At 62.1% G+C, this 24,842-nt stretch carries 22 protein-coding genes; 17 read left to right on the forward strand and 5 right to left on the reverse strand.

Annotated features, from left to right (window positions below):
- Nucleotides 1-194: 194 nt before the first annotated feature.
- From AC57B6_RS00395 to AC57B6_RS00420, 6 genes are all read left to right on the forward strand, one after another.
- On the forward strand, nt 195-1,439 hold the full coding sequence (locus AC57B6_RS00395; protein WP_496420517.1) for a D-amino acid dehydrogenase: 1,245 nt from the start codon (nt 195-197) through the stop codon (nt 1,437-1,439).
- Entirely contained in the window at nt 1,436-2,212 is a 777-nt protein-coding gene (locus AC57B6_RS00400; protein ID WP_106353663.1) for a maleate cis-trans isomerase family protein, read from the forward strand. Before AC57B6_RS00395 ends, AC57B6_RS00400 begins: the two co-directional genes overlap by 4 nt.
- Before the next feature lie 159 nt (nt 2,213-2,371).
- Complete coding sequence (locus AC57B6_RS00405; RefSeq protein WP_028200584.1) at nt 2,372-2,680, forward strand: hypothetical protein; 309 nt, start codon at nt 2,372-2,374, stop codon at nt 2,678-2,680.
- Between the two features lie 86 nt (nt 2,681-2,766).
- Nucleotides 2,767-3,018, forward strand: a complete 252-nt coding sequence (locus tag AC57B6_RS00410) for a hypothetical protein (RefSeq protein ID WP_030103392.1) — start codon at nt 2,767-2,769, stop codon at nt 3,016-3,018.
- A 165-nt stretch (nt 3,019-3,183) separates the two neighbouring features.
- Nucleotides 3,184-4,446: an MFS transporter gene (locus AC57B6_RS00415; protein ID WP_046566047.1), complete on the forward strand. Its 1,263-nt coding sequence runs from the start codon at nt 3,184-3,186 to the stop codon at nt 4,444-4,446.
- Between the two features lie 157 nt (nt 4,447-4,603).
- On the forward strand, nt 4,604-5,227 hold the full coding sequence (locus AC57B6_RS00420; RefSeq protein ID WP_030103393.1) for a pyridoxamine 5'-phosphate oxidase family protein: 624 nt from the start codon (nt 4,604-4,606) through the stop codon (nt 5,225-5,227).
- Between the two features lie 7 nt (nt 5,228-5,234).
- On the opposite strand, the gene AC57B6_RS00425 is transcribed toward AC57B6_RS00420, so the two are convergent.
- Nucleotides 5,235-6,140 (reverse strand): DMT family transporter, encoded by a 906-nt coding sequence (locus AC57B6_RS00425; protein ID WP_496420518.1) that lies wholly within the window; start codon nt 6,138-6,140, stop codon nt 5,235-5,237.
- A gap of 122 nt (nt 6,141-6,262) precedes the next feature.
- Here AC57B6_RS00425 and AC57B6_RS00430 point away from each other — a divergent pair, with 122 nt between their 5' ends.
- Together AC57B6_RS00430 and AC57B6_RS00435 are read left to right on the forward strand one after the other, a co-directional pair.
- The gene (locus AC57B6_RS00430; RefSeq protein ID WP_496420519.1) at nt 6,263-7,183 is read left to right on the forward strand and encodes a LysR family transcriptional regulator; all 921 of its coding nucleotides are present in this window, start codon (nt 6,263-6,265) and stop codon (nt 7,181-7,183) included.
- 50 nt (nt 7,184-7,233) lie between these two features.
- Nucleotides 7,234-8,343, forward strand: a complete 1,110-nt coding sequence (locus AC57B6_RS00435) for an asparaginase (protein WP_496420520.1) — start codon at nt 7,234-7,236, stop codon at nt 8,341-8,343.
- 30 nt (nt 8,344-8,373) lie between these two features.
- Here the strand turns inward: AC57B6_RS00435 and AC57B6_RS00440 are convergent, their stop codons facing one another.
- Both AC57B6_RS00440 and AC57B6_RS00445 read right to left on the reverse strand, forming a co-directional pair.
- Nucleotides 8,374-9,153 carry a hypothetical protein gene (locus tag AC57B6_RS00440; RefSeq protein ID WP_183803610.1) on the reverse strand — a complete coding sequence of 260 codons (780 nt, stop codon included), beginning with the start codon at nt 9,151-9,153 and terminating at the stop codon, nt 8,374-8,376.
- Nucleotides 9,154-9,894: 741 nt separating this feature from the next.
- Nucleotides 9,895-10,878, reverse strand: coding sequence for a chemotaxis protein CheV (locus tag AC57B6_RS00445; RefSeq protein ID WP_106353653.1), 984 nt, complete (start codon nt 10,876-10,878; stop codon nt 9,895-9,897).
- A 403-nt stretch (nt 10,879-11,281) separates the two neighbouring features.
- Here AC57B6_RS00445 and AC57B6_RS00450 point away from each other — a divergent pair, with 403 nt between their 5' ends.
- The 3 genes from AC57B6_RS00450 (at nt 11,282) to AC57B6_RS00460 (ending at nt 14,835) form a co-directional block, all read left to right on the forward strand.
- Nucleotides 11,282-11,830: a DUF4142 domain-containing protein gene (locus AC57B6_RS00450; protein ID WP_028200662.1), complete on the forward strand. Its 549-nt coding sequence runs from the start codon at nt 11,282-11,284 to the stop codon at nt 11,828-11,830.
- 202 nt (nt 11,831-12,032) lie between these two features.
- Nucleotides 12,033-13,742 carry a tetratricopeptide repeat protein gene (locus AC57B6_RS00455; RefSeq protein ID WP_496420521.1) on the forward strand — a complete coding sequence of 570 codons (1,710 nt, stop codon included), beginning with the start codon at nt 12,033-12,035 and terminating at the stop codon, nt 13,740-13,742.
- A 67-nt stretch (nt 13,743-13,809) separates the two neighbouring features.
- Entirely contained in the window at nt 13,810-14,835 is a 1,026-nt protein-coding gene (locus AC57B6_RS00460) for an aldo/keto reductase (protein WP_496420522.1), read from the forward strand.
- A 163-nt stretch (nt 14,836-14,998) separates the two neighbouring features.
- On the opposite strand, the gene AC57B6_RS00465 is transcribed toward AC57B6_RS00460, so the two are convergent.
- Entirely contained in the window at nt 14,999-15,742 is a 744-nt protein-coding gene (locus AC57B6_RS00465) for an SDR family oxidoreductase (RefSeq protein WP_496420523.1), read from the reverse strand.
- 175 nt (nt 15,743-15,917) lie between these two features.
- Here AC57B6_RS00465 and AC57B6_RS00470 point away from each other — a divergent pair, with 175 nt between their 5' ends.
- Together AC57B6_RS00470 and AC57B6_RS00475 are read left to right on the forward strand one after the other, a co-directional pair.
- A complete protein-coding gene (locus tag AC57B6_RS00470; protein ID WP_106353645.1) occupies nt 15,918-16,814 on the forward strand; it encodes a LysR family transcriptional regulator in 897 nt (298 codons plus the stop codon).
- A 152-nt stretch (nt 16,815-16,966) separates the two neighbouring features.
- The gene (locus AC57B6_RS00475) at nt 16,967-17,272 is read left to right on the forward strand and encodes a single-stranded DNA-binding protein (RefSeq protein WP_028200666.1); all 306 of its coding nucleotides are present in this window, start codon (nt 16,967-16,969) and stop codon (nt 17,270-17,272) included.
- A gap of 330 nt (nt 17,273-17,602) precedes the next feature.
- Here the strand turns inward: AC57B6_RS00475 and AC57B6_RS00480 are convergent, their stop codons facing one another.
- A complete protein-coding gene (locus AC57B6_RS00480; protein WP_030103402.1) occupies nt 17,603-18,475 on the reverse strand; it encodes a LysR family transcriptional regulator in 873 nt (290 codons plus the stop codon).
- 110 nt (nt 18,476-18,585) lie between these two features.
- Here AC57B6_RS00480 and AC57B6_RS00485 point away from each other — a divergent pair, with 110 nt between their 5' ends.
- The 4 genes from AC57B6_RS00485 (at nt 18,586) to cuyB (ending at nt 24,574) form a co-directional block, all read left to right on the forward strand.
- Complete coding sequence (locus AC57B6_RS00485) at nt 18,586-20,352, forward strand: acyl-CoA dehydrogenase family protein (RefSeq protein WP_496420524.1); 1,767 nt, start codon at nt 18,586-18,588, stop codon at nt 20,350-20,352.
- Entirely contained in the window at nt 20,349-21,569 is a 1,221-nt protein-coding gene (locus AC57B6_RS00490) for a CaiB/BaiF CoA transferase family protein (RefSeq protein ID WP_496420525.1), read from the forward strand. Before AC57B6_RS00485 ends, AC57B6_RS00490 begins: the two co-directional genes overlap by 4 nt.
- Before the next feature lie 76 nt (nt 21,570-21,645).
- Nucleotides 21,646-22,965: an MFS transporter gene (locus tag AC57B6_RS00495; RefSeq protein ID WP_496420526.1), complete on the forward strand. Its 1,320-nt coding sequence runs from the start codon at nt 21,646-21,648 to the stop codon at nt 22,963-22,965.
- A 106-nt stretch (nt 22,966-23,071) separates the two neighbouring features.
- Nucleotides 23,072-24,574, forward strand: a complete 1,503-nt coding sequence (cuyB, locus tag AC57B6_RS00500) for a cysteate racemase (RefSeq protein ID WP_496420527.1) — start codon at nt 23,072-23,074, stop codon at nt 24,572-24,574.
- The last annotated feature ends 268 nt before the right edge of the window (nt 24,575-24,842 follow it).

Below are 24,842 nucleotides of genomic sequence, written 5' to 3' on the forward strand. Positions count from 1 at the left end.
AACGTGCGTTCGCATGCCATGCGTGGCCCGCCAGCCCGCCGGACTGGCCGTCAGGCTTATCGCGGCGCCGTTACGAAAGTGCTCCTTTCATGATAGGTCTCGCTGCCGAATGAACGGGCTAGGGTATCCGCGTATAAACCTCCATCCCACGCGTGCGCGGCGCTATATTTGAACGATCGGGATGGGAGTCGCGCATGAAAAGCGTCATTCTTGGCGGCGGGATCGCAGGGGTTACAGCCGCCTGGTATCTCGCGAAAGAGGGCCGCGAGGTGACGGTAATCGATCGGCGGCCGGGCGTTGCGCTTGAGACCAGTTTCGCCAACGCCGGGCTGGTTGCGCCGGGCCACTCGTATACGTGGGCGTCCCCTCGTGCACCGAAAATCATGCTGAAGTCGCTCTTCGTCGACGGGCAGGCGCTGCGGCTCAAGCTTAATGCGGACCCGCACATGTGGGTCTGGTGCCTCCAGTTCCTGCGAAACTGCACCGCGGAACGCTCCCGCCGGAACACGACGCGCAAGGTTGCGCTTTGCCGCTACGCACAGATGCAATTGCAACAGCTGACGGCCGCCGAGCATCTGCAATACGACCGCCTTAGCCGCGGCTTGTTGTATCTCTATCGCGACGAAGCATCGTTTGAGCGAGGCACACGGAACATGTCGATCCTCAAGGACAACGGTCTGCCGCTCGACACGCTCGATACGGCCCAGGTTGTCGCACGGGAACCCGCGCTTGACGGGGCGCGTGACAGGATTGCCGGGGCAATCTACTGCCCCACCGACGAAAGCGGCGACGCGCACCTGTTCACCCGCGCGTTGAAAGCGGCGTGCGAGCGCCTCGGTGTGCGTTTCGAGTTCGACACGCCGATCAGCGCAATCGAGGCTTCGGGCGACCGGGTAGTCGGCGTGCGAACGCCACGGGGACTCGTGGGCGGTGACGAGTTCGTGCTGGCGCTCGGTTCCTGGTCGCCCATCGTTGCGCGTCCCTTGGGCTATCGGCTACCGGTGTATCCGATAAAGGGCTACTCGGCCACCTTCCCGGTTCGACCGGGTCACCGACCGCCGGACCTTGGCGGTGTCGATGAGAACAATCTCGTGGCGTGGGCGCGTTTTGGCGAGCGGCTGCGTTTTACCGCAACCGCGGAATTCGCCGGTTATGACACCCGCCATACACCCGCAGACTTCACGACCATGCTGCAGGCAGCACGCGAACTGTTTCCCGACGGCGCCGACTATGACAGCCCGTCCTACTGGGCCGGTTTGCGGCCGATGACGCCGGAGGGGACGCCCCTGATCGGCCGCACGCATCACAGGAACCTGTACCTGAACACCGGGCACGGACACATGGGATGGACCATGTCGTGCGGCACCGCGAAACTGCTGGCCGACGTCATGGCCGATCGCCAGCCCGAGATCGACATGACAGGGATGACACTGAAATGAGCATGAATGCACCGCACGACGACGCGTATGCAAAACTCGATTTCGTGCTGGACGACGGCATCTGCCGGCGTGCTGCCATTGGTCTCGTGGTGCTCGCGACCGACCATACGATCGAGCACGAATGGCGCAAGCTGCTGACGCAGGATGGCGTGGCGTTCTACGAAAGCCGCGTGTACAACTCGGCGGATATCACGCCTGAACGGTTGATGGAAATGGAATCCCGTATTGCCGCGGCGGTGGCGCTGATTCGTCCCGGCGAGCGGATCGACGTCGTGGCGTTTGGCTGCACGTCGGCATCGATGGTGATCGGCGAGGAGACGGTGTTCGAGCGCATCCACGAAGCGCGTCCCGGCGTCGCCTGCACCACGCCGATCACCGCGGCGCTCGCGGCCCTGCGTGCGCTCGGTGCGCGGCGCGTCGCATTGTTGACGCCCTATGTGCGTGCGATCAACAACACGATGCGCGACTACATCGAAGCGCGCGGTGTCGGCGTCACACGTATGGCCTCGTTCGAGCATGCGAACGACAACGAAGTGGCGCGAATCGACGCCGCGTCTTTAGAAGCCGCCGTCGGGCATCTCGCACAGAGCGCTGACGTGGACGCTGTTTTCGTGTCCTGCACGAGTCTGCGGATTGCCGGGCTCATTCCAGAACTCGAGGCAAGGTTCGGCAAGCCCGTGATATCGAGCAACTTCGCGATGGCGTGGCATGCGTTGCGCCTCGCAGGCGTGGAGGATTGCGAACCTCGATTGGGTCGTTTGTTTGCGCTGTGATGGTCGAATATCGGTCACGGCGAATCGCACCCGACGCAGATGATCCCGCCCCGAAACGGGCCGCAGAGGCGGGAAAGAAGCGGGGAAAGAAGCGGGAAAGAAGCGGGAAAGAAGCGGGGCATAATACGAGGATTCCTAGTCGGAATGATGGAGGTTGATATGGCTGCGTTTGCTATTGACGGCGTGCGGATTAACCCTGCAACTGATCGTGTCACGCACGTGCGCTGGTCGCTCATCGACCAGAGGACGCACGACCGCCTGTCTCCAACTTCGATCGTCGAGGTGGCGGAGGTGGTCAAGGCGATCCGCGCGGGGGACGTAGGCTGGTCCCTCTTTACCCTCGGCGGCGTGAGATTTCTGGGGCCGAAAATAAAGATCGTTCCGCACACCAATGGCCCTGATGGCATCGACACGGAGGAGCCTGACGGCAGTGTCGAAAAGTCCATCGACGATCTTCCGCACGTTTGACGAAGCAACCAGCAGGGCCGTGGGCATTCGGCTTTCATGCTGCGGCACCTGAATAAGCTTCCTTCAGATTCCGGATGGAGAGTGTCATGTGGGACAAGATCGAGCACAACGGATATGAGGTCTGGGTCCTGCCGATTCCGGCTTACGGGCCGCCGGCGCCAGACACCTTGTGGCATTACTCGGCGTACATCTGTCGGCACGGCGCCCAGGCCCACTTAGCCGGGCAGAGCATTCGCTTCGAGGAATTGGCCGCCACGTTTCCCAGCGAAGAAGCGGCTCGCGAAGCCGGTTATGTTGAAGGCAAGCGGCGCGTTGATCGGATTCACGAGGACGGTTAAGAACTGCTCTGCCGCCGGTCGCCAAACTGTCGACCCTTACCTGCGCCGGTTGCATTGAAACGTGAAGCTCAGGCGGCCCGGCGGGCGTAAGTGTAAAAACAAAATAAATAAACTTGCTCTAAACTAGCTGCCGCCCCAGCCAGCCTAGTAGAGAGCAAGCAACCCATGCCCCGACCTCCGGCCGATTCCGTCGGCGACGCCAGTTTCAGTTTGCCAAAACATCCTCCGTTTCAGCGCTTCTGGTGTACACGTATCCTCTCGTCGCTGTCGTTCCAGATGCTCGCCGTCGCAATGGGCTGGCATATCTACGCGCTAACGCATAGCGCCTTCGCACTGGGCCTCGTCGGCCTCGCTCAATTCCTGCCGATGTTCGCGCTGACGCTCGTGGTCGGCCATGTTGCCGATCGCTATGACCGTCGCCGGATCGCCGCTATCTGTCAAAGCCTTGAAAGCGTCGCTGCGTTGTTGTTCGCCGTCGGCACCTTCGGCGGCTGGATCAGCGCGCCGGTTATCTATGTACTGGCCGCATGCGTGGGTGCGGCTCGCGCCTTCGAGTCCCCCGCGGTCGCTTCGTTGTTGCCGGGCGTCGTGCCGCGCGCGCAATTGCCCAAAGCGACCGCATGGGCCACTTCCGCCAATCAGTCCGCGCAGATCGCGGGTCCGGCATTAGGCGGTCTGCTTTACGGCATCGGCCCGGGTGCGGCTTACCTCGCATGCACGCTGTCGTTCGCGGCCGCCGCTGCCTCGGTGTGGGCCATCCCATTGCAGGCGAAGTTGGCAAGCCGCGCGCCGGTGACGCTCGAGTCGGTGTTCTCAGGTATCGCTTTTATTCGCAAAGAACCCGTGATCCTCGGCGCACTGTCGCTCGATCTGTTCGCGGTCCTGTTCGGCGGCGCGACGGCGCTGTTGCCGGTCTTCGCACGCGACATCCTGCATACCGGACCGCTCGGTCTCGGCCTGTTGCGCTCGGGCACCGCGATCGGCGCGCTCGCGGGCACCATCTGGCTCGCACATTTCCCGCTGCGCAACCGGCCCGGCGCTGCGATGTTCGGCGGCGTGATTGCGTTTGGCGCCGCCACGATCGTGTTCGGTCTGTCGCATCAGTTCTTCCTGTCATTCTTCGCGCTGATGGTGCTGGGTGCGTCGGACACGATCAGCGTCGTGGTGCGCCTCTCGCTCGTGCAACTGCGTACGCCTGACGAAATGCTGGGCCGTGTCAGCGCGGTCAATTCGCTTTTCATTGGGACGTCGAATCAACTTGGCGAATTCGAATCGGGTGTGACGGCGGGGTGGTGGGGTGCGCAGCCGGCCGTTCTGGTAGGCGGCATCGCAACGATCGCCGTCGCCTTGTTGTGGATGCGATTCTTTCCGGAACTCAAGCGAACCCGCTCGCTTGAACGGGAGGAGGGGTTGGTGCCGAGCCATTGATAGAGGTGCACAGCGTCTCGCTTTCAACGGGACGCCGTTTCATCTTCTCGATTTTTGAAAGTCGGGTTTCCGATTTCACCGGGTTCTCTTTAAAGATGGAAGCCGGTAACTTTGAACGTGCAAGCTGCGGGCTGATCCGCGAGACAGGAGCCGTTCAATGAACTACACACACTCGTACCCGAGCGACATCGCTTTCACGCCAACGGTGAAGGCGATCCAGGCACGCCATGGTTCGCGTGATGCGTATGCGCGCATGGAAAGCGAACGCGGCTGGGAAACGCGCATTACGCCGGATGTCGCAGGCTTTATCGAGCAACAGACGAGCGTATTCTTTGCCACCGCGAATGAAGAAGGGCAGCCCTATATTCAGCATCGCGGCGGCCCTGCGGGTTTTCTGCGCGTACTCGACGACCACACAATCGCGTTCGCCGATTTCGCCGGCAATCGTCAGTACATCACGCTGGGCAATCTTGCCGACAACCCGAAGGCGTATCTCTTCCTGATCGACTATGCACGCCGGCGCCGCATCAAGCTGTGGGGCAACGCGCGCGTGGTCGAAGACGATCCGGAGCTGCTGGCCAGACTGATGCCACAGGGCTATAAAGCGCGCGGCGAGCGGGTGATCGTGATGACCGTCAGCGCGTGGGATATGAACTGTCCGCAACATATTCCTCAGCGGTTCGAGGCCGCAGACGTGGCTGCCGCGCTGGCGGAGAAGGACCGGCGCATCGAGACGCTGGAAGCGGAAATCGCGCGATTACGGGCGGCATCGGGCACGTGATTCGAGCTTAGGCGGCGCTCACCCGCAACGCCGTCCATCGCACCGTGGCGAGAATCGATGCCACGACGATCAGGGCGCCGCCGATCCACGCTGCCGTCGAAATCCGTTCGCCTAGCCAGAGGCACGCGAACAGCGCGCCGAACGCGGGTTCGCTGCCCATCAGCAAGGACACGCGCGTCGGGCTGCTGCGTTTGATCGCGAAGTTTTGCGCGAAGAACGCGAACAGTGTGCACGCTATCACCAGATAGCTGATGTAGCCCCAGAACATCGCATGCCCGGCGAGCGACGGCACCGGTTGCCACTGTTGCGGCGCGAACAGCAGCGCAACTGCCGCGCTGCCGAACGCGACCACGCCCGACTGAACCGCCGTCACAGACAAAGGCGGTAACGCCGAGTCGCGCATCACGCGCTTGGTCACGCACACATTCAGCGCGCGCAGCAGCGCGGCGAGCAGAATCAGCGCGTCGCCGGGATTGAAACTCAGTGCGCCGTCCCCCGCCAGCAACCAGGCACCCAGCAGCGACAGCGCGACCGCTCCCCATTCGATGCGGCTCGGCGTGCGCTTGAGCATCCACCATTCGACGAGCGGCGTCAGCACCACGCACAGGCTGATCAGAAACGCCGCATTGGCCGCACGCGTGAGCAGGATGCCGAAGGTCTCGCACAGAAAGATTCCGAGCAGCAGGACGCCCGCGATCAGGACGCCGCGCAGCGTGCGGCCATCGGCAGCGCGTAAATGACGCAAGGTGGGCGACAGGATCACGAAAGTGATGCCGAAGCGCATCGCCAGCAAGCCCAGCACCGGGTAGAACACCAGGGCGCTTTTGACGACCCCGTAACTGGTGCCCCAGACCACCGCGACCGCGAGCAGCATCAGATCGGAGAGCAGAAGCAGACGTTCTTGTTTCGACATGGCGGACCTCAGACAGATGAACGCTTATTGTCGAACTTTGTATAGAAAGCGATAATCGGGTTGTTGTGCATAGCATTTGTGTTGCGAATGCATAAATAGGCTCAAGCCGCGAGCGTCCGACAATGAACCCAACCGACCTTTTCGCTTTGCTGCCGGACATGGCGGTTTTCGCGCGCGTTGTCGATGCCGGCAACTTTTCGGTGGCCGCGCGTCAGCTCGGCAGCACGCCGTCCACGGTCAGCCGCCAGATCAAGCGCCTCGAAGACGCGCTGGCGACACGTCTGCTGGAACGGTCCGCGCGCACGGTACGGGTCACCGAATCGGGTGCTCAGGTGGCGCGTTTTTGCCGGGACATGGTGAGCGCGGCATCGGGCGCGGTGGATGCCGCGGGGCAACTGGCCGACCGACCGCAAGGCAAGGTGCGCGTGAGCGCGCCGACCGCGTTTGCGAAGACGGTGATTCACCCGTTGATTCCCGGCTTTCTGCGCACCTATGGCGAAGTCGATCTGCAACTGCTTTTCACCGACCACGATGTCGATCCGCTTGCCGACGACGTCCATCTGGTGATCCGTTTGACCGGGCATCCGCCGCAAGGGCTCGCGGGGCGCAGGCTGGGCACGGTGCGCTGGCTGCTGGTTGCATCGCCGGCGTACGTGCGTGAGCGCGGCACGCCGGTGCAACCGCGCGATCTTCTCAAGCACGATTGCATCTATCTGGGCGAAACTGCCGACGACAATCGCTGGCGCTTTCGCCGCGGCACGGAGACGCAAACCGTGGACGTGAAAGGACGCTACATTGCCAACCATGCCGGCGCGCGACTCGAGGCCGCGCAGCAGGATTTCGGCATTGCCAATCTGCCTGAGTTTGCGGCCGCCGAGGCACTGCAAAGCGGCGCACTCGTGCAGGTGCTGCCGGACTGGAATCTCGAAGCACGCGCTTACGTAGGGTCGGTGTGGCTGCTATATCCGCCGAACCGTTTCCTGCCGCCGAAGGTGAGAGTGCTGATCGACTACCTCGTCGCGCAATTACACGAAGCTTCATAAAACCATTCATAGCGATCGCTACAACAGAAGCGATCAGGAGGAGAACGAACATGAGCTTGCGTGAAACCGGGCCGATCGCGGCGACTGTCTATCGCGGCGAAGCGATCGAGAACACCCATATCGCCCATGTTGCGGTGGTTCAGGCCGACGGCCGTCTGCTGTATTCATTTGGCGACCCATCGCGCATCACGCTGGTGCGCTCCGCGGCAAAGCCCGCCCAGGCTCTCGCGGTGCTGGAAACTGGCGCGCTTGAACGCTTCGGCTTCGACGAAGCCGACCTTGCGCTCATGTGTGCATCGCATAGCAGCGAGCCGCGTCACATCGAACGTGCGCGGCGGATGCTGGCCAAGGCGCAGGTTAGCGAGGCCGACCTGCGTTGTGGCGGGCATCCCCCGTTGTCCGACGCCGTGTATGTCGACTGGTTGAAGCGCGACTTCAAGCCGGATGCGGTGTGCAGCAACTGTTCGGGCAAGCACGCCGGCATGCTGGCCGGCGCGCGTTCGATCGGCGCGGCGATAGCGGGTTATGAACTGCCGGAGCATCCGTTACAGGTGCGCGTGAAGCACACCGTCGCCGAGGTGTGCGACTTACCGGACGACGGGGTGCAATGGTCAATCGACGGTTGCAATCTGCCCACGCCGGCATTTGCCCTTGACCGTCTTGCCCGGCTGTTCGCGAAGCTTGCTGCCGCGGAGGATGAGATATCGGCGTCCGCCGCCGCTTCTGCGGGGACTCCTTCTGCCATTTCGCCACGCACCGTTGCGCTCGCGCGCATCTACCGGGCGATGGCGGCGCATCCGGAGTGGGTGGGCGGCGAGGGGCGCTTCTGTACTACGTTGATGCGGGCATTCGACGGCGCGCTGATCGGCAAGGTCGGCGCCGACGGCAGCTATGCGATCGGCGTGCGGGCTTCGCGGCAGACAGCGCGGCTTGGCGCGGACGGCGCGCTCGGCATCGCGGTGAAAGTGGAGGACGGCAACATCGGCGTGTTGTACGCGACCGTTGCCGAACTGCTTGCGCGGCTCGATATCGGCAGCGCTAAACAGCGAGCGCGATTGAGCGCGTTCCATGCGCCGCCGATGGTCAACACCATGGGCGTCGAAATCGGCCATCTGGCATTTTCGTTCGAGCTCGCAGCGCATGCACGCCGCGAGGCGTGAGGGTCGTGAGGGCTGGGAGGGCGGCGCTGCTTATGCGTCGTCTTTCTTGAAGCGGTTCTGGATGGACACCAGTTGATCGTCGCTGGTGGCCACGATCCACAGACGGGCGCGTTCGACCATCAGACGATTGTGATCCTTTAGCGCGCCCATCGACACGGCGGTTTTCCACGCGACGGGTGCCGCGCGGCTGGTTCTGCCAGACGGTGTGCCGACCAGTAGCGCGTAGGGTCCGAGGGGCAGCGAGACGAACGGCATGGCTGGCTTGACGCGTATGCGCCAGTCGATGAAAGGTGTGTCGCTGAAGAGAAGCGGGGTGGGCAGGCCATGCAGCACGGTGAAGTCGTAGAGTGCGAGTTGGTCGCGCATGGGGCCATAGACCTTTCGAATATCGCTGACTACCGCCGCGCGGATTTCGTCGTCGAACATGGCTTCCTGGGTGTAGTGGTCGACTGCTTGCAGCGCGTCGTGCTGATAGGCGCTGAAGATGGCCAGGTCGACGCAATCGTGAACGGCGCGTTTGACTTCCGCGGCGGAGCCGGCCTCTTCGGGTTTGCCGAGTTGCGCTGCGCGGAGGAAGCGGGCGAGGGCCGCGTCCTGGGTTGACGGACCGGGGGCTTGCGGGTCGTCGGTGGCGTTTTTATCTAGCGGGATGTAGAGGTATTTTTCTGCTGCGAAGCGGGATTTTTTGCCGTCATCGAAGCTGATTTCGCCGGTGGCGCAGTTCAGGTAGCGAGTGCCGATGTGGCCGTGTTCCCACACGTAGTTTTTCAGGAAGGGGCGCAGGGGGTGGAGTGGGTCAGGGTGTAGCATTTTCTTGTTTGCACTCCGTGCGGGGTTGGGTGGGTTTGGGTATGGTCACATAGAAATTGGGTTTTTGCCTGCCCGGCAGGGGGCTTCGCGGCGCTTTTTTGTTGTTTGATCTGGGTCTTTGGCATTGCTTTGTTCGTGGTCTGGTCTGGGGTTGGTCTTTTGGCCTTTTCTTGAATTGTTGGTGGTTTATTAGCGTTGCCCCTGTGCGGGGCGGCACCTACTTTTCTTTGCCGGCCGCAAAGAAAAGTAGGCAAAAGAAAGCGGCTCACACCGCCAGCTCATAAGCGGGTCCCCCGCGCAGCCACGGTAGTGGTGCATCTGGAATCTGTGCCCCCGCACATTCCGCGCCGTTGACAAAGGATTCATCAGCTCCCACTCCGCACTACGTGCGTCGCGGACGGGTCTGCTTGGGAAACCTGGCTGATGATTTGCATGACTGATCGTTTTTTTGATCCGGGTATCGGCGCGCGCAGCGCCGCCGGAGGTATGACTGCCTTGTCACTAAAGCCGAATGTGCGAGGGCACAGATTCCAGATGCACCACTGCCCCCTCCAAGCCGGGGGACCCGCTTATGAGCTAGCGGGGTAAAGCCGCTTTCTTTTGCCTACTTTTCTTTGCGGCAGGCAAAGAAAAGTAGGTGCCGCCCCGCACAGGGGCAACGCTAATAGACCACTACCGAAACAAGGAAAGGCCAAAGCCCCAGATCAACCACAAAAAGCGCCGAACAGGCACAAAACCACATCAACCAACAACCCCCTCCGCCGCAGGCACCCCCCCCAACGCATTACGAATAGCATCAGCCAGCTCAGCGGCTGCAAACTTCGCCACATACCCATTCGCGCCAGCATTCTTCACATGCGCCTCATTAGCCGCGCCTGTCAAAGACGAATGAATAATCACCGGAATATCCCGGGTCCGCTCGTCAGCCTTGATCTGACGAGTCAACATAAACCCATCCATCTCGGGCATCTCGAGATCGGTCAACACCAGCGCAATACTGTCCTTCGCCCTCGCACCGGTAGCCTGCGCCTCACGCGCAACTTCCTGCAAGGTATGCCACGCCTCCTCGCCAGTCTTGGTCATCACATAGTCCGCGCCGATCGCGCTCAACGCCTGCTCAATCAGCTTGCGCGCAAAACCGGAATCGTCAGCGGCGAGAATCTTCGCGCCCCGGCGGATGCCAAGCGCTTCACCCACAGAGCTCGGGTCGACGCTAGGATGCTGTGACGGAAACACATCGCGCAATACCTGCTCCACGTCGATTACCTGCGCAAGTCGCGAGTCGCCCGTGTTGCCGTCAATCCGCGCAATGCTCGTCACCAGATTGCCACCGGCCGCGCCTTCGGCAGACAACACCTGATTCCACTCGAGCCGCACAATGTCATCCACTTCCTCAACCGCAAATGCCTGCGTCGAACGCGCAAATTCCGTCACCAGCAAAATGTTCAAACCGCGCGTCGGCTCACACCCCATCAGGCGCGGCAAATCGATCACGGGAATAATCTGCCCGCGAATATCCACCGCCCCCATGACATACGGCGACGATCCCGCAATCGGCGTCACCGGCGGCATCGTCGATATTTCACGCACCTTGAAGACGTTGATACCGTAAAGCTCATGCGCGTCGCTGCCGGGAACAGAGCCCAGCCGATACAGCAACAATTCGAACTTGTTGGAACTCGTCAGGTTGCTGCGTTCGTTGTTCACGCGATGATCGACTGCCATTGAAACTCTCCGGGGATTGCGGTGCGAGTGGTGCGCCATGCATACCGTCGGTCCGGCCCTGGCGCGTGTCCTATCTTTCCGTTATCGGCGCATCGACAGGAAAATTCAGTCAATTCAGGCGGTTTATCGATGCTTTCTGGTTAACACCCAGTCGGTCTCCGGAACAGAAAGCGGACCGCGGCCCTACGCGAAAGCCAGGTAATTTGTATGAAGGTTACCTAAGGTTACAGAAGCGACAGCGTGGTTTCACATGCCCGGTAATGCGCCTCCTAGAATGCACAGCGATAAGAGCGCGGCGCCGTCAGTCAATCGCAAGCGACTTGCAAGCTGGCAATGCAGTCGAATGCAATGGCCGAGGCGCACGCGTGTCGCCGTCGTTTCGCTTCCACCACAAGGAGAACATATGATCCGCTTGCCTCTGGCCACCCTCAGCAGCGCCTGCATGGCCAGTCTTATGATCGTCGCTACCGCAGCCCACGCACAGACCGCGCCGGCAGCGCCGGGCGCCGTGCGTATTCATGCCGCCGATCAGGCCTTCATTACCGACGCCACCGCGGCGGTCTCCACGCAGCGCGATGCCGCACGCATCGCCACCTCGCGCTCCACCGACCGCGACGTGAAGGCATTCGCCGAACGCGTGTCGAACGACAACGCGAAAATCTCGGACGCGCTGCGCGCCGCAAGCCCGCGTGGCGTCGACGTGCCGAAGAACGATCCGAATACAGCGGTGCTCGCGAGCATCAACAACCTGCGTGGCGCCGATTTCGACAAGACCTACATCGAGCAGGTCGCGCTCGCCGGCGAACAGAAAGCGCTGTCGGCATTCCAGGCTGAAATCGCCTCGGGGCGCGACGAACAGCTGAAGGACGTAGCGAAGAAGGCACTCCCGACCATCCAGGAGCACTACGCGATGGCCCAGGATCTCGCCAAACGCAAACATTTCGCCCAGTAAGCCGCACGCCGGTCACAACCCCGCATAGTTTGCGGCATCAAACGCGCGTCACGTTGCGGCGCGGCGCGCGCAGCAGGCCGAATGCGTTCTTTTCGGCGATAATCGGCTTCTTCTTTCGCTCGGCCTGCGTGCCTCCCGGCATGACTCAGGCAGATCGACAGCAATTTCCCGATTCCACGCGCATTCAATCAAAGCTCACCGCATGGGCAAGCCTGCCAATCTCCCGCAACAGTTGGACCATATGCTTCGGCAAGCCGTCGCGCTACAGCAGAACGGCGCATTGGCCGAGGCCGAAGAACTCTATCGTGAGATCCTCGAACTTAAGCCACGTCATTTCGACGCGCTGCAGTTATTGGGTTCGCTCGCGCTGCAAGCGGGGCGTGTACAAGAGGGCATCGAATTCCTGAAAAAGGCGCTCGCCATCAATGCGAAGCAGGCGCCCCTTCATTCGAATCTCGCCTATGCGCTCAACGCGTTGCAACGTTTCGACGAAGCACTGGCGAGTGCCGATCGCGCGCTCGCCTTGCAGTCCGGATTCCCGGACGCACTCAACAATCGCGGTAATGCGCAAGCCGGTCTGAATTTGCCGCTTGAAGCACTCAACAGCTTTGATCGCGCGCTCGCTTCGGCGCCGGATTTCGCACCCGCCTGGAACAATCGCGCCTGCGTGCTGCGCGATCTGGGCCGGGCCGCCGATGCCCTCGCGAGTTGCGATCACGCGCTCGCCTTGCAGCCGGGCTATCCCGACGCATGGAGCAATCGCGGTAATGCGTTGAGCGATCTGAACCGGCCGCACGAAGCACGGGCAAGCTATCAGCGCGCGCTCGAACTGGCCCCGGCGTTTGCCGACGCGTGGAATAACCTCGGCCTGACTCAGGTCGATCTGAATGAGCACGCGCAAGCGCTGCACAGCTATGAGCGCGCACTGACCGTGAATCCGGCCGCTGCCGAGACCCGTTGGAACCGGTCGTTGTGTCTGCTGCAATTAGGGCAACTGGAAGCAGGGTGGGCAGAGTACGAATGGCGCTGGGAGCGTAGCCGGATCAAGGCAAGCCGGCGCACCTTCGCACAACCGCTGTGGCTCGGCAATTTTTCCATCGACGGAAAAACCATTCTGCTGCACGCCGAGCAAGGTCTGGGCGATACGCTGCAGTTTTGCCGCTATGCCAAAACGGTGTCGAAGCTAGGCGCAAAGGTCGTGCTGGAAGTACCGCGCGAGTTGATGCGGCTCATGTCCACGCTCGACGGTGTGAACCAGCTGATCGAAGCGGGGCACGCACTGCCGCCGTTCGATTGCCACTGTCCTCTGCTGAGTTTGCCGCTCGCGTGCAAGACCGATCTCGCGAGTATTCCGTCAAAGACGCCTTATCTGTTCGCCGACCCGCAAGCAAGCCGCGAGTGGCACGAACGTATCGCTGCGCCAGCGCAAAAGTGCCTGAACGTAGGGCTCGTCTGGGCTGGCGGAAACCGGCCGCATGTCGCCGAGCTTCGCAAGAACGACGCGCGGCGTTCGATTACGTTCGAGCGGCTCGCACCGATTCTCGATGTGCCGAACGTGCGGTTCTTCAGTCTGCAAAAAGGACCGGCCGCGCGGCAATTGCAACACGACGACTCGCACCTCGACGTGATCGATTACACCGAAGAACTCGACGACTTCGCCGACACGGCCGCGCTGGTGGCGAACCTCGATCTGGTGATATCGGTGGATACGTCTACCGCGCATCTGGCCGGCGCGCTCGATAAGCCGGTATGGATTCTGAACCGTTTCGACACATGCTGGCGCTGGATGCTGGAGCGCACCGATACGCCCTGGTATGCGCAAGCGAAATTGTTCCGGCAACCGGCACTGGGTGATTGGGACAGCGTGATTCGAAACGTGCGCGACGCGCTGGTCGGGTTGAGCGCTAGCTGACGCGTTTTGCCAGACACGCGTAGACTGAATGTCCCTTTATCGACGGCTAGGTCACGGAGATTCAGCAATGGAATACAGACATCTGGGTGCATCCGGTTTCAAGGTGCCGGTCCTGAGTTTCGGCACCGGCACATTCGGCGGCAAGGGTGAATTTTTTCAGGCGTGGGGCGCCACGGACGTGGCCGAAGCGCGTCGCCTGATCGACATCTGTTTCGATGCGGGCGTCACGATGTTCGATAGCGCCGACATCTATTCGAGCGGCGCTTCCGAAGCGGTGCTCGGTGAAGCACTCAAAGGCAAGCGCGACAAAGCGATTATCTCGACCAAGGCGACCTTCCGTTTCGACGACGGTCCGAACAATGTCGGCTCGTCGCGCTTTCATCTGATCCAGGCGGTGGACGCTGCGCTCAAACGCCTGCAAACCGATTACATCGATCTGTTCCAGTTGCACGGTTTCGACGCGAAGACGCCGATTGTCGAAGTCATGTCGACGCTCGACGATCTCGTGCGCGCCGGCAAGATCCGCTACACCGGGGTGTCGAATTTCTCCGGCTGGCATCTGATGAAGTCGCAGGACACCGCGGACCGTTATGGCTATCCGCGCTATGTCGCGAATCAGACTTACTACTCGCTGATCGGCCGCGATTACGAATGGGAGTTGATGCCGCTCGGCGTCGATCAGGGCGTGGGCGCGGTGGTGTGGAGTCCGCTAGGCTGGGGGCGTCTCACCGGCAAGATCAAACGCGGTCAACCGTTGCCGGAAACGAGCCGCCTGCATAAAACCGCCGACATGGGGCCACCGGTGCCGGACGAGTATCTGTTCCGCGTGCTCGATGCAATCGACGAGATTGCGGCCGAAACTGGCAAGACCGTGCCGCAAATTGCGTTGAACTGGCTGCTGCAGCGGCCTACTGTATCGACGGTGCTGATCGGCGCGCGCAACGAAGAGCAATTGCGGCAGAACCTGGGCGCAGTGGGCTGGAATCTGACAGCCGAACAGGTGGCGAAACTCGATGCGGCCAGCGCTCTGCGTCCGGCGTATCCGTACTGGCATCAGGAAGGATTTGCGGAGCGTAATCCGGCGGCGGTTTAAGTGCGCTTCGCCGGCGATCGCGCCGCATAGACAGAGTCACAACGCGCTCCGGTTCGATTCCTGCTTGATGAGGTCGGCCGGAGCGGTGAACAGGTCGCTCGTGAAAGGGATACGCCGTTCAAGCGTGCCGTAACAAGGGCACTTGAAGTGTTTTCAGCCGGAATCAGGCCACACCGCCGTTGGCGCGCAGGATCTGGCCATTGACCCAGCCTGCATCCGCGCCGGCGAGAAACGACACTACCGAGGCGATGTCGTCAGGCTGACCGAGGCGCTGCAGCGGCGGCATCTTCGCGAAGGTCTGGATCTGTTCTTCGGTCTTGCCATCGAGGAACAGCGCGGTCGCGACCGGGCCAGGCGCCACTGCGTTGACGGTGATATTGCGGCCGCGCAATTCCTTGGCGAACACGTGCGTGAAGGCTTCGACGGCGGCTTTGGTGCCGTTGTAGATCGCGTAGCCCGGCATGTTCAGCGCGAGCGTCGTGCTCGAGAAGTTGACGATGCGTCCGCCGTCGTTCATCCGCGCGGCTGCTTCGCGCAGGGTATTGAAGGTGCCGCGTACGTTGATGTCGAACGTCTGGTCGTAGAGCGCGTCGCTGGTGTCGGCGAGCGGCCCGGTCTTGAGTATGCCGGCGTTGTTGACCAGTACATCTACTTTGCCGAGTTGCTGTTCGGTGGTCTCGAACATGCGGCGCACATCGTCGGCGTTTGCAACATCGGCCTTCACCGCGATGGCTCTCGTGCCCGCCGCCGTGAGTTGCGCGACCAGCGCATCGGCCTCCGATGAACTCGATGCGTAGTTGACGGCGACCGCGAAGCCGTCGTTGGCGAGGCGTTGCGCAACGGCTGCGCCGATGCCGCGGGATGCGCCGGTAACGATGGCGACTCGAGCGTTTTTGATCGTGTTCATGATTCGTTTCCTCCTGTGCGGTGGGTTGGTGAGACGAATCATGGCCGCTTTTGCCATTGAGATAATCGCGTTAGACTTGCCATCATCATTCCATTTGCTTTAACAATTGATTGGCAGGCCATGGGCGACAACTGGTAACCAGCCGGATCGCTGGCCCGGCACAAAGGCGTTGACCATGGATCGTTTCGAGGAAATGCGGGTGTTCATCCGGATCGCCGAGCGGCAAAGCTTCACGCGTGCTTCGGACGACTTGCAGATCCCGCGCGCCACCGTTACCAATCTGATGAAGCGCATGGAGCAGCGGCTTGGCGCGCGGCTTCTCGAGCGCACCACACGCTCGGTACGCCTGACGCACGACGGCGAGGCGTATTACCGTCGCTGCGTGCGCTTGATTGCCGACATGGAGGAGGCGGAGGGTTCTTTTTCCAACCTCGCGCCGAAGGGCCTTTTGCGTGTGAATTTGCAGGGCACGCTGGCCCGGCATTTCGTTGTGCCGGCGTTACCCGCGTTTCTTGCGCGGTTTCCCGACATCGAATTGACGATCGGCGAGGACGACCGGCTGGTCGATCTGGTGCGGGAGGGGATCGATTGCGTGTTGCGGGCGGGCAATCTGCAGGATTCGTCGATGGTGGGGCGGCGCGTGGCGCATTTGCCGCAGGTGACGGTGGCGAGTCCGGCTTATCTGGCGGCATACGGAGAGCCGGCCGATCCGGCCGCGTTGTCGGGGCACCGTGCGGTCAATTATCTGTCTAGTGCGACCGGCAAGGCGGTGCCGCTCGAATTCAGAGTCGATGGCCGCGATACGGCGATGTACTTGCCGTCGTCGGTAGCGGTGACGGGTGCCGATCTTTACACGGGCTCGGCGGTGGCGGGTCTTGGCATTGTGCAGGTGCCGCAATACCGTGTTGCGGGTGAGTTGGCGGCGGGGCGGCTGAGGATCATTCTTGCGGACTTTCCGCCGCCGCTGATGCCGGTTTCGGTGCTGTATCCGCACAATCGCCAGTTGTCGTCGCGGGTGCGGGTTTTTGCGCAGTGGTTGCGGGATATTTTTGAGGCTGCTGGAGCGGGTTAGCGACGAGCGCGTGGGTTGGCATAGGCGTGTGGTCAATGGTGCTATTGCGCGAGTGGTTTGGTTTTGCGTAATGCGCTGCGTATCGTGGGATCATACGGGCCGTGCTGAGCGGGATTGCTTGTTGCACGGTATGGAAAAAGAGGAGCAGGGCGATGATCGATGGGCTGGTGGGCGGGCGCTTGTACGGTGAGGCGCAGATTCGCACGGGGCAGAACGGCAAGCGGTTTGTGACCTGCAAGGTCCGGGCAACCACCAATGATGGCGATACGATTTTCGTCAATGTGATTGCGTTTGACGATGAAGTGCAGGCGGCGTTGCTGGCGCTGGGTGATGCGGACAGTGTGGCGCTTAGTGGGGCGTTGACGCCCAAGGTTTGGACTGACAAGAATGGGTTGGTGAAGCCTGCAGTGGATATGGTTGCACATAAAGTGCTGGTGGGGTATCGGGGGGAGGGGTAAAGGTTTTGGTTTGTTTGTGGTCTGTTCTGGGGTTGGTCTTTTGGTCTTTTGGTCTCTTGGCCTTTCCTTGATTTGTTAGTGGTCTATTAGCGTTGCCCCTGTGCGGGGCGGCACCTACTTTTCTTTGCCGGCCGCAAAGAAAAGTAGGCAAAAGAAAGCGGCTCACACCGCCAGCTCATAAGCGGGTCCCCCGCACAGCCACGGTAGCGGTGCATCTGGAATCTGTCGCCTCGCACACTCCACCTCAGTGACAAGGCCGTCATACCTCCGGCGGCGCTACACAACAAAAAGCGCCGCGAAGGCCCCCTCCCGCCGGGCAGGCAAAAAAAGTCACTTCCCTAGATACTCAACAAACCGCTCAGCGACCGGCTCCGAATCACCACTCCGCCGCAACAACAAAACCTGCGACAAAAGCGTCTCGCCCTGCAAGGGCAAAAAGCAAACCCTTGGATCCTGCACCTGCCGCAAGGTAAAAGGCACCAACGCCACCCCCATCCCAAACCCGACCATCGTCACAACGGTCTGCCACAACCGCGCCTCATGGCGAATCAACGGACTAAACCCCGCCCCCACACACTGCGCAATAATCAAATCGTGATAATGCGGCGACACGGTGCGCGGAAACAGAATAAACGGCTCCTGCGCCAACGCCCGCAAATCGACCTTGCGCTTGCGCGCCAACGGATGATCCACCGGCAAGCAACACAGAAACGGCTCGGAAAAAATCGGCGTGGAAATCACATCCGACGGAAAATTGCCCCAATGCGCACAACCCATGTCGATCTGCATCCGCTGGATCGCATGCACCTGCTCGCTGGTGTTCATCTCCTTCAATACGATCTCGACACCCGGATAGTCCGCCTCGAAACGGCTCACAGCCTGCGGCATGCCACGGTACAACATCGAATTCACGAAGCCGATCCGCAAGCGGCCAGCCAATCCGTGCGCCGATCGAACCGTAATGCGCTCTGCCTCGCCGGCCTGCAGCAACAAGCGGCGCGCCTCGCCAAGCAGCACCTGCCCGGCGTTCGTCAACGCCACCGTCTTGTTGGTGCGTGCAAGCAGTTGCACACCCAGTTGGTCCTCGAACTTGCGGATGTCGAAACTGAGCGCCGGCTGCGAAATGAACAGCCGCTTGGCCGCGCGGCCGAAATGCAATTCCTCCGCGACCGCCACGAAATAGCGTAGTTGCTTCAGGTCCACGGCAATCTCCAGTTCTTTTGATCGATAAGCTGCGTCTATCGTACCGGATATAAGTTGTATTAGACGATTATCGAAGCCGCTTCTATGCTCCTTCCACAAAGGAGACACGCATGAGCGAAACCATCGCGCAGCCGGCACACGGCTCGTCCAATATTCCCGACAGCCGGGGCATCAACTTCTTCAGCAGCGACCCCGACTTCGCCCGTTTGCTCGAACTGCATCTGGGCAACGCGCTCTATCAGGAACTCGAAGGCCAACTCGTTTCGCTAGGTCAGCGAGCGTCCGACGAACTGGATGTCTGGGCACTGTCCGCTGACAAGAACCCACCCCAATTGCGGCATCGCACACGGCGCGGCGAAGCGCTGCAAAGCATTGACAAGCATCCCGATTACGTCGCGCTGGAACGCGTCGCTTACTCGGAGTTGGGTCTGGCGTCGATGAGCCATGACACGCGCGAAGGAAAAAACGCACCGCCGCCACTGGTCAAGTACGCGCTGACGTTCCTGTTCGTGCAGGCGGAATTCGGTCTGTGTTGTCCCGTTAGCATGACCGATTCACTCACGCGCACACTGCGCAAATTCGGCGCGCCCGAACTGGTCGCACGATTTCTGCCGATGCTGGCATCGCGTGATTTCGACACGCTGTTTCAGGGTGCGATGTTCATGACGGAACAGGCGGCGGGCTCGGACGTGGCCCGCATCGCGACGCGCGCCGCGCGCGAAACCGGCGTGAACGGTGAAGAGGCGTGGCGTCTGTACGGCGACAAATGGTTCTGCTCGAACGCCGACGCCGATCTCGCGATGGTGCTCGCGCATGTGGACAATGCGCCCGCCGGTATCCATGGCCTTGGCCTGTTCCTGTTGCCGAAGACCTTGCCGGACGGCTCGCGCAACAGCTATCGGATCGTCCGTCTGAAAGACAAACTGGGCAGCCGCTCGATGGCAAGCGGCGAAATCGTGCTGGAAGGCGCCGCCGCGCATCTGATCGGCGAAGTGGGGCGCGGCTTTCACCAGATGGCCGACATGATCAACATGTCGCGTCTGTCGAACGGTGTGCGGGCGGCAGGCCTGATGCGCCGCGCGCTGACCGAGGCGCTCCATATCGCGCGCAATCGCGAAGCGTTCGGCCGCAAGCTGATCGATATGCCGCTGATGCAGCGGCAATTGCTCAAGATGATGCTGCCCGCGGAGCAGGCTCGCTCGATGTTCATGCAGATCGCGCTGCTGCTTGAAAAGGCCGATGCCGGCGATCGGCAGGGGGCGAAATGTGTACGCATCCTCACCCCATTGATCAAATTTCGCGCGTGCCGCGACGCACGCCGCGTGACCGGTGACGCGATGGAAGTACGCGGCGGCACCGGCTACATTGAGGAGTGGAGCGACGCGCGTCTCGTGCGCGACGCGCATCTCGGGTCGATCTGGGAAGGCACCAGCAACATCGTCGCGCTCGACGTCGCGCGCGCGGCCAAGCGCGACGGCGCGCTCGAACCGCTGCGCGCGTACCTGCTGGATCTGCTCGGCGCCGCAGGATTGCCCGCCGCGAGTCTCAGCATGCTTCGCGCCACCTTGACGCGCGCCTGCGATGCCCTCTTGAGCGTTGCCGAGTGTGGACGCGACGAATCGGTCAGGCAGGCAGCCACGGCGTTGTATCACGCAAGCACAGCGGTACTCATGGCTTGCGAAGGCACGCGCCTCGCACCGGATTTCCGGCGCCTCGCGCTGAGTCATCTGGTGTTGCGCCACAAGTTGCTGCCGTTCGATCCGCTCGACGTGCAAACGGCGTCGGACAGCGGTGACGTCATCGAGGCGCTGGTCAATGCCCGCACCGTGACGCTCGACCAGGCGCTGCAACTGCTGCCGGCACGGAGCGCGCAATGACCGCATCCGTGAACGACACCGCGCAGCGCACGCAAACCACGCAAGGTGCGTTGCAAGGCATCAAGGTCATCGACCTCAGCCGCGTGCTCGGCGGTCCGTACTGCACACAGGCACTGGCCGACCACGGCGCCCAGGTCATCAAACTGGAACCGCCTGGGGGCGACGAAACGCGCGGCTGGGGGCCGCCGTTTTACGGTGATACGGCGTGGTACTTCGCCGGCGTGAACCGCAACAAGCAGGGCATCGCGGTCGATCTGTCGTGTGAAGCGGGTCGCGACATTCTGTGGAAACTGCTCGAAGACGCCGACGTGCTGGTTGAAAACTTCAAGCCCGGCACGCTGGCGCGCTGGGGCATGGACTACGAGCGCGATCTGCGTGAACGTTTCCCGAGGCTGATTCACTGCGCGGTATCGGGTTTCGGTCCCGACGGCCCACTCGGCGGCTTGCCCGGCTACGACGCCGCGATTCAGGCAATGACCGGCTTGATGAGCGTGAACGGTGAACGCGACGGACCGGCCACGCGTGTCGGCCTGCCGGTTGTCGACATGGTGACGGGTTTGAATGCGTTGGCCGGCATTCTGCTGGCGCTCGCCGAGCGTGCGAAAAGCGGGCACGGTCAGTCGATCGATATCGCGCTATACGACTGCGGCGTGTCGCTTCTGCATCCGCATTTGCCGAACTATTTCGGCTCGGGCCGTACGCCGCAGCGCAGCGGTAACGCGCATCCGAACATCACGCCGTACGACAGCTATCGCACCGCGACTGCACCGATCTTTCTTGCCGTCGGCAACGACCGGCAATTCGCGCGGCTGTGCGCGCATCTCGGCGCACCGCAACTCGCGGACGATCCGCGCTACGTGGACAACCGCAGTCGCTGCGCGCATCGCGAGCCGCTCAAGGCCGCGCTGGAAAGTCTGCTTGCCGAGCACGACTGCGAGCCGCTCGCGCAGGCGTTGATCAACGCAGGCGTGCCGTGCGGGCCGGTGCAAACCGTCGACGTCGTCGCGCGTCATCCGCATACGTTGCATCGCGGCATGGTGATCGAGATGGGCGAGTATCGCGGCACGGCGTCGCCGATCAAACTGTCGCGCACGCCGGCCACGTATCGCACTGCGCCGCCGGCGCTGGGCGGCGACACACGCAAGGTACTCGACGCATTGGGCATCGATGAGGCAACCCAGCAACGCTTGCTCGAAGCAGGCGTGCTGAAAGCCTGAGCGTAAGAAAGCAGTGTTCCGGTGACGGCACAAAGAAGCCGCGCCATCCAGAAGAAAGACCTTGGAGACGAAAGACATGAATCGCGAGCCAGACGACCTCGCCGCAGGGCGGCAACCCACCCGCGCCGCAGCCGCGGCATTTGTCGGTACTACGATCGAGTGGTACGACTTTTATATCTACGCGACGGCATCCGCGCTGATTTTCGGCAAGCTGTTCTTTCCGGGTAGCGATCCTTTTTTCGCGACGCTGGCTTCGTTCGGCACCTTCGCGGTGGGCTTTTTTGCGCGGCCGTTCGGCGGGCTCGTATTCGGCCACCTCGGCGACCGCATCGGCCGCAAGAAGGCGCTTGTGGCTACGCTGGCGATTATGGGCATCGGCACGGTCGGTATCGGCTTTCTGCCGACCTATGCGAGCGCCGGCGTATGGGCGCCGGTTTTGCTGGTGCTGCTGCGGGTTGCGCAGGGCATCGCGATCGGTGGCGAGTGGGGCGGCGCGGTGCTGATGGCAAGCGAACATGCGCCGCAGGGACGGCGTACTTTCTTCGCCTCGTTCGCGCAACTGGGCAGTCCTGCGGGCCTGATCCTGTCGCTGCTCGCGTTTCGCGCGGTGGCGTCGATGGATAAGGACGCGTTTCTCAGTTGGGGCTGGCGTCTGCCGTTTCTCGCAAGCGCGGTGCTGCTGGTGGTCGGCCTGCTGATCCGCGCGGGCGTCGACGAATCGCCGGAATTCAAGGCGCTCAAAGCCGAGCGGCGAGTGGCGGCGCTGCCGGTCGCCGAGGTGGTGCGCGACGCGTGGCGCACGCTGTTGCTGTGTCTTGGCGCGAACGTGATCGGCGTGGCCGGTGCGTGGTTCGTCAATACCTTCATGCTCAATTACACGACGCAGACGCTTGGGCTCGACCGTTCGCTGATCCTCGATTGTCTGTTCGTGGTGGCGTTCATTCAGTTGTTCACGCAACTGGGCTCGGGGTGGTTCGCACAACGCGTCGGGACTGGAAGGTTTTTGAAGGGCGCGGCAGCGTTGGCGATGCTCTCGCCTTACCCGATGTTCGCGCTGGTATCGACCGGGCGGCCGGTCGCGATTGTGGTCGGCATCGCACTGGCGGTGATGTGCATGTCGAGTTCTTATGCGGTGATGGCCGGGTTTATGTCGACTGCATTTGCAGTGAGAGTCCGGTATTCGGCGATTTCATTGTCTTACCAGGTATGCGCCGCACTGGCCGGCGGATTGACGCCCTTGATCGGAACGTTGCTCGCGCATCGATATCCCGGCGCATGGTGGCCGTTGGCCGTGTTCTATAGCTGTCTCGCCGGGGTTTCGCTGGTTTGCATCAGTACCCTGGAGCGCCGTAAGCGAGGCACGGCGCGAGGGGTTGTCGAAGTGGCCGAGGTTTGAGCACGAGACCAGGCATAAACCCGCTATTTCGTGGTTAACGTCATCCGGAATCCCCCAAAGCGTCCTAATATCAAGTCGAATTGAAAAACGACGGGGGGAAGCCATCATGTATCGTCATCGTTCGCTGGGTGTCGTGACCGGGGCGTCGCCGCTCGCCAGCGCCGACGTGTTGAGCAGGATGATGGCCGCCTGGCGCCGCCCCGGCACGGTCAAGCCTTTCGACTTTATCCTCGAACAGCAGGCGTGGCCGGGACCGGCTTCGCCAGGCGCGGCGAGTGCGCCGTTCAAGATTCACGTGTTCGACACGATCCGCGCCTTCGAGAAACGCGGCGTCGACGCGATCGTCTTGCCGTGCTTTCTTAGTCACACCTTCATCGACGAGCTCTCGGCGAACGTGTCCTTGCCGATCGCCAGCATCATGGCCTCGCTCGTTGCGCATGTGCGGCAAGCGTTTCCGTCGGTGCGCCGCATTGGCGTGCTGACTTCCGAGACGATCCGTTCCAACGGTCTCTTCGAACGCCATTTCGACAGGGCCCGGTTCGACCTGCTGTATCCGCGTCACGACGAAGACGGCGATCGCGTCACCTGCGCCGTGTATGGCGACGACGGCATCAAAAGCGGTTATCTGAGCGGCCGGCCCGTCGAGTTGTTGCGCGCGGCCTGCGCGGACCTCATTGCGCAAGGCGCGGAGATCATCGTCCCCGGGCTCGCCGAAATCCCTTTGGTGGCGCGCGTGCTCGGCACGCTGGAAGTGCCGTTCGTGGATACCAATCTGGTTTATGCGCGGTACGTCGCGGCGGCGCAATATGCGCAGCCGCAGCGGCGCTTCAAGGTCGGCGTGCTGGGCGGCGTCGGTCCGGCGGCGACAGTCGATTTCATGGCGAAACTGGTGCGCAATACGCCGGCCGCGCGCGATCAGGATCACATCAAGGTCATGGTCGAGCAGAACCCGCAGATTCCCGATCGCACCGAGGCGCTGCTCGGCGGCGGTGACGATCCGACGCTCGCGCTCTACGCCGCTTGCAAGACCCTCGAAGAGGGCGGCGCCGATCTCATCGCGATTCCGTGTAATACGGCGCATGCGTTCGTGGAACGGATCCAGCCGTCGCTGACCATTCCGATCGTCAATATGCTGACCTGCACCGCCGACTATCTGCGCGAGGCCTTTCCAGGCGTGCGTGAAGTCGGCGTGCTGGCTACCTCGGGCACGCTGGCCAGCCGCGTCTACGAGACGGCGCTCGCAGCGCGCGGCTTCGTCCAGATCGCGCCGGCCGAGGCCGCCCAGGCCCGCCTGATGAATGCGATTTACGGACCGTGTGGTGCGAAGGCGGGATACCTGTCGGGCGAATGCGACGACGATCTCGCCGCCGCGGTGGATGACCTGGTCGCGCAAGGCGTGCAGGTCATCGTGCTGGGCTGCACCGAGTTGCCGCTGCTGCTGCGCGGTTCGACGCTGGCGCGCCCGGGCCGGCCGGTGGTGCGGCTTGTCGATCCGACCGACGTGCTGGCAAAACGCTGCGTGGCTTATGCGCTCGGCGAGACACCAGCGACGCAAGCCGCTGCGGCACCGGCGGCAGACAACCATAGTGTGGAAAGCGTCTTTGGTTGAACCCGCTGCAACCGGTGCGCACGTCGCGCCGCGTAAAAAAGCTTGCAATTCCTGCCCTCCGCCGCCATTTCATGTGCGCGGCGCGCTTCGGTCTGATCTGGTCGGAAACGGCTGAAGGTCTGCTGACGCTTGACCGGGCGCACCCGCCGCCGCCATTCATTACGCTGGCGCGGTCATTGCGCGACTGTGTCGTGTCGTGGAAAACTGTATAAATATACAGTATAGTATCCCCCTATAACCCGGCCTCCCAGGCGTGTCCTCCCGCCAG

This window comes from Paraburkholderia sp. BGA-UO-ETr-F12 (assembly GCF_059567945.1).